Origin of the sequence: Bacillus ectoiniformans (assembly GCF_016908875.1) — a bacterium.
GTDB lineage: Bacteria > Bacillota > Bacilli > Bacillales > Domibacillaceae > Bacillus_BX > Bacillus_BX ectoiniformans.
On the sequence record NZ_JAFBES010000005.1, the window covers coordinates 131,181 to 146,455 of the forward strand.

At 40.8% G+C, this 15,275-nt stretch carries 9 protein-coding genes and 1 other annotated feature; of the genes, 5 read left to right on the forward strand and 4 right to left on the reverse strand.

What is annotated here, in order from left to right:
* Window positions 1-40: 40 nt before the first annotated feature.
* Window positions 41-232: a hypothetical protein gene (locus tag JOC78_RS17460; protein WP_239587090.1), complete on the reverse strand. Its 192-nt coding sequence runs from the start codon at window positions 230-232 to the stop codon at window positions 41-43.
* 150 nt (window positions 233-382) lie between these two features.
* Window positions 383-609: a binding site (T-box leader), on the forward strand.
* Window positions 610-667: 58 nt separating this feature from the next.
* Between JOC78_RS17460 and JOC78_RS09175 the strand changes: the two genes are divergently transcribed.
* From JOC78_RS09175 to JOC78_RS09185, 3 genes are all read left to right on the forward strand, one after another.
* Window positions 668-3,313: a valine--tRNA ligase gene (locus JOC78_RS09175; protein ID WP_204554423.1), complete on the forward strand. Its 2,646-nt coding sequence runs from the start codon at window positions 668-670 to the stop codon at window positions 3,311-3,313.
* 59 nt (window positions 3,314-3,372) lie between these two features.
* Window positions 3,373-4,668, forward strand: a complete 1,296-nt coding sequence (locus JOC78_RS09180) for a bifunctional folylpolyglutamate synthase/dihydrofolate synthase (RefSeq protein ID WP_204554426.1) — start codon at window positions 3,373-3,375, stop codon at window positions 4,666-4,668.
* A gap of 133 nt (window positions 4,669-4,801) precedes the next feature.
* Window positions 4,802-9,328: a VWA domain-containing protein gene (locus JOC78_RS09185; RefSeq protein ID WP_204554427.1), complete on the forward strand. Its 4,527-nt coding sequence runs from the start codon at window positions 4,802-4,804 to the stop codon at window positions 9,326-9,328.
* Window positions 9,329-9,365: 37 nt separating this feature from the next.
* On the opposite strand, the gene JOC78_RS09190 is transcribed toward JOC78_RS09185, so the two are convergent.
* The 3 genes from JOC78_RS09190 to JOC78_RS09200 are packed head-to-tail and all read right to left on the reverse strand — an operon-like array spanning window position 9,366 to window position 12,632.
* Window positions 9,366-11,570, reverse strand: a complete 2,205-nt coding sequence (locus JOC78_RS09190; protein ID WP_204554429.1) for a hypothetical protein — start codon at window positions 11,568-11,570, stop codon at window positions 9,366-9,368.
* The gene (locus tag JOC78_RS09195; RefSeq protein ID WP_204554431.1) at window positions 11,570-12,175 is read right to left on the reverse strand and encodes a PilW family protein; all 606 of its coding nucleotides are present in this window, start codon (window positions 12,173-12,175) and stop codon (window positions 11,570-11,572) included. The genes JOC78_RS09190 and JOC78_RS09195 overlap by 1 nt, the downstream gene beginning before the upstream one ends.
* Window positions 12,117-12,632, reverse strand: a complete 516-nt coding sequence (locus JOC78_RS09200) for a type IV pilus modification PilV family protein (RefSeq protein ID WP_204554433.1) — start codon at window positions 12,630-12,632, stop codon at window positions 12,117-12,119. The genes JOC78_RS09195 and JOC78_RS09200 overlap by 59 nt, the downstream gene beginning before the upstream one ends.
* A gap of 120 nt (window positions 12,633-12,752) precedes the next feature.
* Here JOC78_RS09200 and JOC78_RS09205 point away from each other — a divergent pair, with 120 nt between their 5' ends.
* The gene (locus JOC78_RS09205; protein ID WP_204554435.1) at window positions 12,753-14,522 is read left to right on the forward strand and encodes a hypothetical protein; all 1,770 of its coding nucleotides are present in this window, start codon (window positions 12,753-12,755) and stop codon (window positions 14,520-14,522) included.
* An 18-nt stretch (window positions 14,523-14,540) separates the two neighbouring features.
* Complete coding sequence (locus JOC78_RS09210) at window positions 14,541-15,260, forward strand: PRC-barrel domain-containing protein (RefSeq protein ID WP_204554436.1); 720 nt, start codon at window positions 14,541-14,543, stop codon at window positions 15,258-15,260.
* Window positions 15,261-15,275: the final 15 nt, after the last annotated feature.

Genomic DNA, 15,275 nt, shown 5'->3' on the forward strand with positions numbered 1-15,275 from the left:
TAATCAGGAATCTGTTCACTGTGAGACAGCCTTATATTTTTTAGATCCATTCCAGGTGAAGGGCGCAGCAAAGGATGATCAGAATAAACAAAAGAAGCACATCAAAGGACGTTGGCAAGAAAAGGGTGCGAATCCCTTGGAAGATCGCAAACGGAATACACAGCTGGCAGCAAATCCTTCGGCAGGTTCGCAGCCAGGGAGGAAGCCGGTAAGGGTTGTATTTTCTCATCATTGACACCTGCCCATTCATTGTTAAAATAGTGTATGATGAGAGAGCTTGGGACGTGAGTTTTCTTCTTAATGAATGGGGAATAAAATTCATTTTTTCCGGCAATAATGATTGACGAAATTACATATTTTTAGATACTATAGGTTTGATAAGATAAAAGCTAGGATCGGGAAGAGTACAATGGAAGGCTGATTTATAGAGAGGAAAACCCACGGCTGAAAGGTTTTCTAAACAGCGCCATCGGAAGGTCGCCCGTGAGCTGTTTCTGCGAAATGGGAAGTAGTGGAAACCGGTGAACAGCCGTTAATTGATGAGAGCTGAATGGCTATTTGCTATTCGTGAAAAAAGGTGGCACCGCGAACTACTCCTTCGTCCTTTTGGCGAGAGGAGTTTTTTTATGCAGAAAATCATGAATGAACCGCACAAGGAGGAAATGCAATGGAAAACAGCAACGAATTAACGATGCCGACAAAATATGATCCGAAGTCCATTGAACAAGGACGTTATGACTGGTGGGTAAAGGGTCAGTTCTTTGAAGCGAAAGACGATCAGTCAAAAGATCCCTATACAATCGTCATTCCGCCGCCAAACGTAACAGGCAAGCTACATTTAGGACATGCTTGGGATACGACGCTTCAAGATATCTTAACTCGTATGAAGCGTATGCAGGGCTATGATGTCCTTTGGCTGCCTGGCATGGACCATGCGGGAATTGCGACTCAAGCAAAAGTAGAGCAAAAGCTTCGTGAAGAAGGAAAAAGCCGCTATGATCTTGGACGCGAGAAGTTTTTAGAAGAAGCGTGGAAATGGAAAGATGAATATGCCACATTTATCCGTGAGCAGTGGTCAAAGCTTGGACTTGGTCTTGATTACAGCCGTGAGCGTTTCACCTTGGACGAAGGTCTGTCAAAAGCCGTTAAGGAAGTATTTGTTAAGCTATACAACAAAGGCTTAATCTACCGCGGCGAGTATATCATCAACTGGGACCCGGCTACGAAAACGGCGCTTTCTGATATCGAAGTCATTTATAAAGATGTTCAAGGCGCGTTCTACCATATGAGATACCCGCTTGCAGACGGCAGTGGGCACATTGAAATTGCTACGACTCGTCCGGAAACGATGCTTGGCGATACAGCGGTAGCGGTTCACCCGGAAGATGAGCGCTACAAGCACTTAATTGGCAAAAAAGTGACACTTCCGATCGTTGGCCGTGAAATCACGATTGTCGGTGATGACTATGTCGATATGGAATTCGGTTCAGGTGCAGTTAAAATCACTCCGGCTCATGACCCGAACGACTTTGAAATCGGCAACTGCCATAACTTAGAGCGCGTGCTAGTTATGAACGAAGACGGCACGATGAACGGGCTTGCTGGCCAATATGAAGGCATGGACCGTTTCGAATGCCGTAAACAAATTGTGAAGGATCTGCAAGAAGCAGGCGTACTGTTCAAAATTGAAGAGCATATGCATTCAGTGGGTCACTCTGAACGAAGCGGTGCGGTAGTTGAACCATATTTATCTACTCAGTGGTTTGTGAAAATGCAGCCGCTTGCTGATGAAGCGATCAACCTGCAGAAGTCAGATGACAAGGTCAACTTTGTTCCTGACCGGTTTGAAAAAACCTATCTGCGCTGGATGGAAAATATCCGCGACTGGTGTATTTCCCGTCAGCTATGGTGGGGACACCGCATTCCAGCTTGGTATCATAAACAAACGGGCGAAGTGTACGTTGGCAATGAAGCGCCTGAAGATATTGAAAACTGGGAGCAGGATACAGACGTATTAGATACATGGTTCAGTTCCGCTCTATGGCCATTTTCAACAATGGGCTGGCCGGATACAGACGCAGCTGACTTTAAGCGCTACTATCCGACAGCGGCACTAGTGACAGGCTACGACATCATTTTCTTCTGGGTATCCCGTATGATCTTCCAAGGCATTGAATTTACTGGCGGCCGTCCGTTTGATGACGTATTAATTCATGGATTGGTTCGTGATGCTGAAGGCCGGAAAATGAGTAAGTCATTAGGCAACGGTGTCGATCCTATGGAAATTATTGAAAAATACGGTGCGGATGCCTTGCGTTACTTCTTGTCGACAGGCAGCTCACCAGGACAAGATCTCCGCTTCTCAGTAGAAAAAGTGGAGTCTGTTTGGAACTTTGCCAATAAGATCTGGAATGCTTCCCGTTTTGCTTTAATGAATATGGATGGCATGAAGTATGAGGAAATCGACTTAACAGGCGAGATGTCTGTTGCAGATAAATGGATCTTAACTCGCTTGAATGAAACGATTGAAACCGTGACAAAGCTTGCTGACCGCTATGAGTTTGGTGAAGTAGGACGTGTCCTTTACAACTTTATCTGGGATGACTTCTGTGACTGGTACATTGAAATGGCGAAACTTCCGTTATACGGAGAAGACGAAGCAGCGAAGAAAACGACTCGTTCGATTTTAGCTTATGTACTCGACAACACAATGCGACTTTTACACCCATTCATGCCATTTATTACCGAGGAAATATGGCAGAACCTTCCGCATGAAGGCGAAACCATCGTGACGGCGAAATGGCCGGAAGTGCGTATGGAATTAACGGATCAAACAGCAGCCAATGAAATGAAGCTGCTAGTGGACATCATCCGCGCTGTCCGTGCGATTCGTTCCGAAGTGAATACGCCAATGAGCAAGAAAGTCATGCTGATGATCAAGGCAAAAGACGAAAAAGTGCTGGCGGTTCTAGAGAAAAACCGTGCGTATATCGAAAAGTTCTGTAATCCGGAAGAACTGACACTCGCAACGGACTTAACCGTACCTGATAAAGCCATGACAGCTGTCGTAACAGGAGCAGAGCTTGTGCTTCCGCTTGAAGGACTGATCAATATTGACGAGGAAATTGCCCGTCTGCAAAAAGAATGGGACAAGTGGAACAGCGAAGTAGAACGCGTTCAGAAAAAGCTTGGCAACGAACGCTTCATTTCCAAAGCACCGCAAAACGTCGTGGATGAAGAGCGTGCGAAGGAAAGCGATTATCTAGAAAAACGTGCAGCAGTTGAAGCACGGATGAACGAATTAAAGAACTAAATGAATGAAGGGTCTGGCCATTATGGTCCGGCCCTTTTTATCAAGAAAGGAAGAAAGATATGATACATACATATGAAGAAGCAATCAATTGGATACACGGAAGACTGCGTCTCGGAATTAAACCAGGCCTCCAGCGGATGGAGTGGATGATGGAACGTTTAAATCACCCCGAACGGCATTTAAAAACGATCCACGTCGGCGGAACGAATGGCAAAGGCTCAACAGTGACGTATTTACGCTCAATTTTACAAGAATCAGGCTATCAAGTCGGCACATTTACTTCACCATATATTGAAACATTTAACGAACGGATCAGCGTGAACGGCGTGCCGATCTCTGACGAGGAAATCATTCAGCTTGTTCAAGCAATTAAGCCGCTGGCTGAGGAACTTGAGGCAACAGAGCTTGGCGGACCGTCTGAATTTGAAATCATTACCGCGATGGCCTTTTATTATTTTTCTAAGATTAATTTTGTCGATGTCGTGATCTTTGAAGTCGGACTTGGCGGACGTTTAGATTCAACGAATATCGTCCATCCACTGCTGTCGGTCATCACGAATATCGGCATGGATCATATGCAGTTTTTAGGTGATTCGATTGAACAGATCGCTTATGAAAAAGCGGGAATTATCAAGAGCGGCATTCCTGTGATCACGGCAGTAAAGCAGCCGGAAGCATTGGCTGTGATAGATAAAGCGGCAAAAGAAAAGCGAGCGGCAATGTATACGCTGGGAAAAGAGTTTACTGGTGAATGGAAGCAGTCTTTGCCACAGGGAGAGGAATTTGATTTTCAATCGATGTTTGGAAAGCTAGGTGAAGTTCAGATAGGATTAAATGGGCTGCATCAGGTGGACAATGCGGCTCTCGCTGTCATGAGCATTCAGTATTTAAATGCTTTTTACTCCTTTTTAGTAGAAGAAGAGCATATCCGAAGCGGACTTGAAAAAGCTTTTTGGCCTGGAAGAATGGAAATTATATCAGAGACGCCGATAATACTTTTAGATGGCGCTCATAATCCAGAAGGAATGCGGGCGTTGACAGACTCGCTAAAATCACGCTATCCAGATTATCGGGTGACTGCGATATTTGCGGGAATGAAAGACAAGAAGCTGGATGCGATGATTAATATGCTTGATCAAGCTTGTGACGAAATTGTACTGACGACATTTGACTTTCCGCGAGCGGCTGGGCTGGATGACTTTGCTCTTTTTTTAAGCGAAAAGATTATGACAGAAGCAGATTGGCAGAAGGTCGTTCGGGAGTTTAAGAGAAATGCAAGGGAGAAGGAACTGCTTGTGGTGACGGGGTCGCTTTACTTTATTTCTGAGGTGAAGCGAGGGAATTTAAATCCATAAACTACCAAATTATAAAATATTCAAGAAATATTTATTTATTCCGGGTCTTTAGTAGTGTAAAAAGGGTAGTTAGATTGATATAATTAAATAAGGGGAAGTTTGGATCGTTAGGAAATGTAAGGGAGGGGAAAGAATGGGTAAGAAAGTCGTTTTACTAAGATTATTTCTTGTTTTTATATTGGTTTTGTCGAGTGTTCCGTTAAAACCTAGCACGCCAAAAGCAAATTCGGCTTCATCTCAAAGTTTGGTAGGACTGAATTTTACTGCCAATGCAAAGGATGAGACCGTTCAGATGGGGGTAAATGCAAATGCAGAGGGTTCTTTGCATGCGAACATATCATTAAGTGGTCAGCGCCAACCAATCGATGTTGTTTTTATCCATGAAACTTCTAAATGGATGAGCCAAAAAGATGATAGAGTGGCTAAAGCAAAAAGAGCGAAAGATGCACTTCTTGCAGGTGTGCAATATTTTGAAGGGAATCAAGAAACTGGCGACTCATTTACATTCATTCCATTCGACACTGGTATTAGCCGTAAGCCTGTGAATAATCCAATTCTTAAACAAGTTGAAGGACTAAGTAACATCAGAAATGCAGCAAATGTGTTAGACCATAAAGACTATATCTCAGGCGACAATAATTACGCCCCGCCATTCTCGGAAGCTATTCGTCTGTTAGGGAGTAAGGAAAGTAACCGCGATAAATATATTATCTTTTTGTCTGACGGAAATTTTAAAGGAAATAATAATAAAGAAGACCTACTAAATAAAATTCCAGACTTAAAAGCTCATAAGATTGTTGTTCATAGCATGGCCTTTAATAATAGCAGTAATAACAGCTCTCATTATCGAATGCTAGAAGAACTATCTACTGAAACGGGTGGAACAGTGTTTGATGGATCTTCTGCTAACTTAGCGAATTATTACGGACAGATTGCTCAGGCAATTGATGAACCGCTTGATTCTCAAGAAGGTCAAATCAGTTTAAATCTAGATGAAGTGAAGAATAGCAGTGGAGCGAATGTCGGAGCCTTTGTAAACTTTAAAGAAGACATTGCCCGACAGAGAACAAAACCTTTCTCTTTAAATTCTGCAAAAATAAACCACAGTGAAAACTTCAACGTGCAATTTAAGCAGCCAGGAAGCTATGTGTTCGATATTAAACTGACAGCCGGTGGAACAACTATTCATCGTTATGTGACAGTGAATGTAATGCCTGCTCCGGAACTAGGAGTTAATATTTCTGTTTCACCATCAGCTAATCAGTATCTTATGGCGGAAAACGGCAAAGCACCTGGCCAATTGAATGTGAAAATAACACCTACTGGAGAGATTAAGAGCAAAGAAAGAAAACCTGTGGACGTCGTTTTTGTATTTGATAAGTCTGGTTCAATGACGATTTCTCCATACGGTAATGCGGAAAAATGGACCAATGCCAAAAATGCCCTCAAAAGCGCCTCTCAGCATTTTTATTCTAACTCAACAGCTGCCAATGGAGATCGTTTTGGATTTATCTCTTTTGACAGTGGAGTTGATAAATTCGTAAGTATGGGTAATAGAGATACTCTTCCGGCTATTAACTATACAGTAGATAGCCTAGTGTCTCGGGGCGGAACTAATTATGTTGACCCGTTAAATAGGGCACAACTTTTAATGAATGGATCTCAAAATGATAAGCATATTATCTTCATTACGGATGGGATACCGACGCAAACTTCAATGAAGTTACTTACAAAAAATAAGTATAACCAAGAATTCAAAAATGTCTATTTTGATTCTAATGACACTTCGTATATTTGGATAGACTGGAACACTTATAATTTTGCATATAAAAATAATTGGTATAGTACAGATCAATCACGTTCCTCTATTCAGAAATTTATTAACTCTTTTGGATTAGATTCAGCTACGCAATTGGCAGATGAGAATATTAAGTTGCATACGATTGGTTTTGGTAATGACCGGGCACAACTTAACGATTCCTATTTACAACAGCTTGCATCTGCCACTGGCGGAACCTTCTCCAAAGCTACTGTAGATAATGTGACACAAATTGTGACAAAAGTTGCTGAAAAAATTGACTCGCCGAAGCTTGACACTGAAGTGCGAGTGGATCTTTCTAAAGTGGCATTTGAAAGACTAGAAGGGAAAAACAATCCAGCTGGTTTGGTAACAGTCTCGGAATCTGCTGGTGTTAGAACAGCAGGTAACATTGCCTACCTCAATGAAACCATTACCTATGAAGTGAACGGCGGAACACCGAATGAAATCATGAAGCAGCTGCCTTTAGAGTTTTCTGAAGAAGGAAGATACACCTTCACAGACATTCGAGCATACAAAAAAAATGCACAGGGTGAATGGATTCCTTCTGGAGAACCCCATGCTCCATTTACAGTTACTGTAAAGAAAAACGCTCCATTTAATTTGTCAGGGACAATGGACTTTGAAGGCGGAATGAATGGCACTATGCCATATTTTGTCGATGGGCTTATTAAAGAAGCAGGAAAAACAACGAATCAATTTAGTGTAAACTATGAACTAACTCCAAGCGGGATTGATTCGACTGTAACAACTTCTGGAAATTTAAATAATATCAAAATTATCCAGACGCTTCCACCAGGAATCAGCGTTATGCCGAATCAAAGTGGAGTTACTGTTACTACTCAGAATGGTGTTTCGAAAGCCGTGATCTCCATTAGTAATATTCCATACTCAAATGGCCGATTTACTGTCGAGCGTCAGCGATTCTCATTAAAGCTGAAAGCCGATTACGCAATTAATACAAAAATGCCAGATGCCAACTTAGAATATATAGACAGCCGCTTTGCTAATAAGAATGAAGGGCAGATTTCTGCAGGCAGTGAGTCGATTATAGCGAAAGTAAGGCTGAAGGAGTATCCAGACCGTGCGTACGACGGACTTGAAAATGGAAAGCTTGAAAAAATAAACTTAAATGCAGGATCAGATTACTATGCGGGAACGAAATTGGCTGAAGCATCTTTCCCAGGAAAAATGAAACCAGTCAAAGACTTAATCTACATTAAAGACCCTGTCAACAGTTCGCAAAATATAGGAGTTCAAATTATTTTCTATGATGACGATACTGCTGAAGCATATTTCACATCTCAAGCAGTACTAACAGGGAAAACATCGAAAAAATCTATAGTTTCAGGTGAGACTGTGTATGAAGAAGTGGATGTTTCGTTAAATCGTCCTATTGCGGGTAATAATGTTCAATATTATTACAGTCTCAAAGAAGCCCCTAGCGGCGATGACTGGGTACCGTTTAATCCAATAGGCAACCAAAGATTCCTTTCTTTAAAAACATTAGGTAAAAACTATGTGTCAGTTAAAGCAGAAGGAGGCTTTGCTCAGCCTAACATAGATCAAAAAAATGTGACGATAGCAAAAAAAATCACGAATATTCTTGTCAATCCTGCTCCACTTGCGGTAGTAAAAGGTCAAAGCGTGAAATTCACGGTTGAATTGCTGCCAAAAGATACAACAGAGGATAAATATGAAATGACATTTGCAGATTCGTCCTTAGTAAAAGCTGAACTATTAAATGATAACGGTAAGGATGCAGATGAATGGAGCTTAGAAGGGTTGAAAGCTGGCAGTACAACGATGATTGTAACTTCTAAAAACAGACCAGAGATTAAAACAGAGGTGCCTGTTACAGTCGGTGAACCAATTACAAGCATTCAAGTGACTCCTGCTGAGCTTAAAGTAGATGCAGGGGCCGAGACAGAGTTTATTGTTAACTTGTTGCCAAAAGGCACAGCGCAGAGGGATTACCAATTAGTATTCGAAGATGAAAATCAAAACTTGGCTGACGCTTATTTAGTGGAAGATCTTGATGGTGATGGTGATCGCTGGGTACTTGAGGGGTTGAATCCAGGGGAAACAAAAATCTTTGTTACTTCAAATGATAATCCTGAAATAAAGACAGAGGCACCAGTAGCCGTTCATGAACCATTAACAGAGTTCTTCATCGAGCCAATCGGAAATCAGATCAGAGTCGATGGAATCAATAAGGACCGTTGGGAAATTGATACTGAGAAGACAGCTGAATTTAAAGTTTCACTTCTCCCTGAGACATCAACTAAGAAGAAAGACTACGACTTAGACATAAATAGCGCGACAGTAAACTATGAATTGGTTGACGATCAGAAAGGTAATGAAGATAAATGGTCATTGATTTCAACTGAAGCAGGAGAAGTCACAATGACGCTCGTTTCAAAAACACAGCCCGCTATTACAAAAGAGATCACTATCGTATTTAAAGATCCTTTTGTAGAACTCCAAGGTGTTGCGTTTAAGGAATCCCGATACGATTTCACCGATCAAGACGAGTGGATAAGTGTAGAGGATTTAATCCGCTATACACCAGAGAATGCAACAGATGTCTTCGTGGCTAATGTCAAATCAAGCCGCCCGGATATCATTGAAGTCAATAGTTCGAAAACGAAGATCAGAAATAAAAAAGATAAAAAAGGTTCATCAACCGTCACGGTTACTGTCAAACAAAAAGACAAAAATGGTCGTATTATCGAAGGCAGTGATAAGAAAGATTCTGCCGTGTTTGAAGTAAACACTTCAAACAACGGGGGCTCAGGCAGCGATCCTAGTAACGGAGACATTGATGACAGCAAATGGTAACAAAAAAGGATGGAGCATTTCGCTCCATCCTTTTGCTTTATTCAACTGTTAATTCTCCGCTGTAGATAGAAAGGTACTCAACCTTTGGAAGTGAATCAATATACTGCAGCATGATCTCGTCATTATAATTAATCATGAATCGTGAGAGATGATTGTTTTGGTCGTTTTGTTTAGATAATAAACTAGATTCACTCTCAACCGTTCCTCGAATTCCATTTACCGTCATATCACCTTTTGCAAACAGTCCTCCATTAATATAAAATAATGATCCAACCCCATACAATTCAGCCTTTTTATCTGTATAAAAGAATGCTTTCAACGGAACAATATTGGTTTGCTCAGAGTTATTTTCATCAGGTAAATAATTATCAGTTTTTTCCTCAGGATCTTCAAAGTTACTAAATTCATTAATTCGAGTAATTGTTAAATCATCCCCTGAAAGTAAAATCAGCTGTTTGTTTATGTCCTCATCATCTTTGCCTAAAATGTTCAAGTTTGAGACCGTTGTTTTTCCTTTAGCGTACATGACACCATCAGCAATTAAATTATCATCTTCTTTACCGCTATCTGACTGGTCGCCTCGAATATTCAATGGACCCTCTGAAAAGAGATCTCCTGTGAACGACATTTCGCTGTCTCGGACAATGAGAGAGGTGTTATGAGAGTCAAAACTTTTGCTTCCTGAGTAGATATTTCCATTCAAACTTGCATCAGCGGTTGATTCGATGTAAAGTGTTTGTCCTTCTGGTGTTACACTTGGAGACGCTCCTTCCGCGTACAAGTGATGATCGACTGACAGAGTGCCGCTATTAGCTAATAGTATTGAATTTCTAATATACACATAATCGTGTTCTTTCACTGGAGTAGCAAAATGAACGGTCCCTTCATTATTTTCAATTGCTAAAGATCCTGTACTTGTTAATGTATTGGTAATTAGCAGTTCACTTTCCTTCTTATTTGAAATAGTAATATCTTCTCCTGCTGCTGTGACGCCCTGTATCTGTATTTTTCCAGATGTTTCATTCATCATTGAAATTTCTCTATCTGTTATCATATTCTCAGCTATTGTAAGGTATCCATCAGGGTTATTGATGATCTGTATATTGCCGCTTGCATAAATATTATTAATCGTCAGATAGTCGTTTGCTACGATCATAACATTTCCTTTAACACTTAAAGTATCGATGACCATTGGAGAGGTATTAGTAATGAGAAGGTTTCCCTCTAACTCAAGGTTATTAGGAAAGCTTGCGTTTACTAGACTATCCGTCACTTTATAGGGATCTGGATAGATCGGGTTTCCATCTTTATCTTCGGTAATTTGAGGCTGTAGCACAGCTGGTATACCAGCTACTCCCGATAAATCTTTACGATTAAATAAGGAGGTATAAGGTGGACTATTTTCAACACCGTTCTTATTCATAGACTGTGTGCGTTCCTGTTCATAAGAAGTATTGAAGTAAATCTCCTGATATTGACTGTCGTTTTTCCACTCAGGTACTTGCTGGTGGTAAAATCTTTCGGGTTTAAGCAAATCAAGCATGGCGGAAGCGTTAAACTTGCCGGCTTCATATTCACCAGCGTATAAGTCACCGATGATCGAAGTGTGATTCGTGTCAATTGTCTTTTGACCAGTTTTGGTATAGTATTCTGCTTCTTTTTGCAACTTTAAATTATTCGCAAATACATTACCGACAATATTCGGAGAGCCATTGAGTGAAAGTTTACCATCCTCTGAGCCGAGCGCATACTTTAAAAAGCTTGGCAAAGGAGAGACGATCAGTCGTTTTATTGCTGTACGACTGGCGCTGCTGTTTTCCGCTTTTGTAGTAACTTTTAAATCTACCACCCGAGTTAATGTCTCATCTTCTTGTATAGCAGGGGATGAGACAATTTCTGCTTCTATTTTTTCTACACCTGGCCGATCTGTGTATTTTTCCGTCGAGATGATATCAGTCATTAATAAGTCTAAAGTGGAATTAAAGCCAATCATATTCTTATTCAATTCACTAATTTGGTAATTCCTGTTCTTATCTTGAATTCTTTCAGATAACTCAGCTGTGAAGTCATCAATCACTTCAATCGCTTCATACGTAATATTAATGTCTTCTTTGCGAACTTCGGTTCTTTTTGCGCCTCCGATTGTTGCCGAGATAATCCCGAGGCCTAATGTGGTAAAGACTACCGTGATAAGGAGTACTGTAATGAGCGCATTTCCTTGTTCATTCATTATTTTTTTCATTAAAATCCGAACTCGCTTTTCAATGTCATTTCTTGTTTTGTTTTTGAATTGCTCATTTTTAAAGTCAAAACGATCACTCCCGATTCACAGCCGCTGTTTTCCGGCTGTGGAGTTATTTCACATTTGCGCTCTACAGAAGAACCGGTCAGATCCGATTCAGTGTCCAGTGTCTCTCCGTTTATTTGTATAATACCTTTTTCATTTTCTGAGGTTATACGTATGGGAATCAATTGAGTATCAGCACTCTCTTTATCTTTTTCTTCTATTTTGTAGAATGCGCCTTCTCCTGTTTTTTCAACATTGAGTGATTTTGAATCAACAATTTGTATACAATCTGTATCGCATTTTTCCACGAAATCAAACGGTGTCGCAAAAAACTCATTCATCACCATTGTCGTGATATAATCAGCATCTTCACGAAACTGGACTTCTGATACTTGCCGGTTATAGGTTTGCTGCCCAGCAAGAAAAACGTTGTACACAATGGGAGAAATGATTGCCATGATGACAAGTGTGATCAAAAGTTCCACCAATGTTACGCCTGTATTATCGTAAATCCTCGCTTTTAATAGTGCCGGCCAGTGTCGTCGTTTTTGGATTTCCATCGGCTTCCCACCTCACCTCCACTGTTACAGGAATATAATATTTTCTCTTCGTAGGATCTTCCATCTTTTCAGGATAAACAGTTACTTGGTAGTCTTCACTATTAATAGTTATAAGCTCACAGTTGGGTCCGCTGGAGGCTGATGGCAAGAAATATTGATAGCTGTCGTTACAGATCATTAACTTATAAGAATATTCTGCTCTCTTGCTTTCATCTAGGAGGGCTTCCTCCATATCGGTGCGTACTTTAATGAAAGGCTGTTTCTCCATATACATCATCGCATTTCTCGCTACATTCAGCGCCACCGTTTTATTCTGATTCGTATGATTAAAAGTTCCTGCCTGGTAAAAAAATCTAGTGAACGTCAGTAGGACAATGGATAGAATCGTCATGGCGAGTAAAAGTTCTAATAATGTGACACCTTTTTCGGAATTACGTACATATTTCAATAGGTTCATCGCTTTCCCTTCTTTCAAAATACATAACTTTATTATACAATATTTTATAGCTTGCTTTTCCTGCTATTACTTTATTTAACTATATTTATTAAAACTTTCCCTAATTGTGAGGCGTTACATATGACCCGCTTAGTTACCATGTTTATTGCTTTTTTACTTTTAATTCCTTTATTGCCGTGGCTGCCTCTGGGCATGAATGTGAAAGGGAAGTTGGTATTGGTTGTGCTTGCCTTCGTTATTGCTGGGTTGAGCTTTGCAATTGAATCGTATATCCCATTATGGCAGAACATTCTTTTAAGCTTGATTCTCGCTGGGTCATTCGCTTATTTATTCTTTAAGTACGCAGCTGGCCGATTTAAGGAGGGTCAAGAGGGTGAAGCGGAGGAAGAAGAAATTCCTTTGCAGCATCAGGATGAATCTGAAGACGATCTTTACTCTGTTGAGGATTTGTCTACCTCAGTAAATACTAGCCTGGATGATTTAGAGCCAGAACAAAATGTCTCTGAATCTTATAAAGAGGAGGCTCAGGAAATGAATGTGGAGCCAATTGTTTTAGATGAAGAAAATGAGATTAGCGTGCTTGATTTAGAGGTGCTTGAACATGAGAAGCAGGAGCTAGAAGAGGAGGAAGAGTATAATCATTTATCTTCTGATGAAGAATCTGAGGAAGCAGAACTCTCCGATGATTTAATAGATGACCTTGCTTTTTTTGAAGATGATAGGGAACTGCCGATTCAAGAGGACGTGAAAGAGACAGAGCTGCCTACTGATAATGAAGAAGACATGTATTTAGCTAGTTTATTTGATGAATTGCTTGAAGAAGATGAGGATAAAGAGCAAGTGAATCATGAGGATGTTTCGCATGATCAAAATGAACAGGCGGAAGCACCAGCTTTAATAGAGGAAAATGACTTTCTTTCATCCATGGAACTGGAGGATCCTCAACAAGATGAGGAGCTGGTTGAGGCGGAACTTGAGCCGCCAGAAGACGACGTGGAATACCTCGAACTGCTTACGATTGAAGAGCAGGACGAGATTGTTGAATCCGATTCAACTGAAGTCTATGAAGAACCGCTAGAAGATGACGTCATTGTTCCCTTCGTTAGTATAGAAACAGACGATCAAGATGAAGCGATGGATGAGACTCAGCCAGTTCAAGAGACGGAAGGCGAACTTGTTCCATTAACGTTGGATGATTTAGATGCTACGGATGAAGATTCACTTGAAAGTAATCCTCAAGAAGAAGCAGAGCTCGAGATCGCTGCAGCAGAGCATTTGGAATCGGAACAAGAAATCGTATCACAACTAGAAGAGAGCCATTTATTTGATGATCCAGAAAATACGGATGAGGAAGATACTTCCACTGAAGATTTAGCCGGTCACACCGATACGATACTTGAAATAGATGAGAGTGAATCTTTAAGCAGTGTCATTGACTCAGAACTTGATAGTGAGCTTTTTGAGGACGAAGCTGATAAAGAGGAACATTTGCCTCTTACGGAACAAACCGAAGAAGGGCCGGATATTAAAGCAACAGAGGAAGAGCAGGAAAGCACCTTGAACGAAGAAGAAATAGAAGAAGTAAATGAAGAAACGAAACCGCTCGCTCATGAATGGCTTTCGATTCTAATGAAAGAATTAGAATGGAAGAAAGAGTCACTGCCTTTTAAAGAGGCGGAGCAATCAATGAGAGGCTATTTAAATGCTTCGCTTCATGATCGAGATCATTATATGTTTGCAAAATTACTGCTTACTTTTTATCTCGAACAGGCCAAGTATAAAGAAGCACTCGGATGGGTGGAAGAGATTGAAGGAAGATTTGAGCGCTATCCGCTCATCCAATCGGAATTACAATTAACAAAATCATTTATAGAAGACAAAATCCAATAGAGACAGGTGAAACGAACGATGAAAAAAAGTGCAGAAATTAAAGGGTTGCCGATTATTAGTATTATGGACGGGGTGGAGTTAGGTAAGATTAAATCACTTATCCTAAACCCTGAACAAGGAAGCGTAGACTTCTTCACCATTGAACATGAGGACTGGGAAGCGGAAGGAAAAGCCATTCCTTTTAAAAAAGTCATTGGGATCGGTGAATACGCACTGACGATTGAAGATGAAGGATCGATTATCGATTTAAATGAAATTCCAATTGCCAGTGATTTATTAAACCGTAAAACGAAAATTGAAGATGTTCGCTTAATTACTCGTAAAGGTCAGTTAGTAGGAACGGCTGTTGAGTATGTAGTGGATGAAGAAACAGGGAAGATTTCAGCACTAGAAGTATTGGCAAATAACGAACACGTAACCGTGAAATCTGAATATATCGTGACTTATGGTAAGGATATTATCATTGTTAAAGAAGAAGCTCGTGATCAGATCGGAACAGCCGCACGTACTAAAATTACTGAAACAGCCGCGGAAGTGAAGGAAGCGGACGGACTGGCAGCTATCGAACAGCAGCAAGCAGAATTGCTGCTTGGGAAAACGGTTCAAAAGGATATTAAAGGCGGAAACCGCGGTGTGATCATTCCAAGCGGAACAGTTCTTAGTCAGCAAGATATTCAGTCAGCGAGAGAAGCAGGCCCGGAAGTACTTGTGGAATTAAGCATGCATTCAGAAGGATAAGTGTAGATAGGGGCG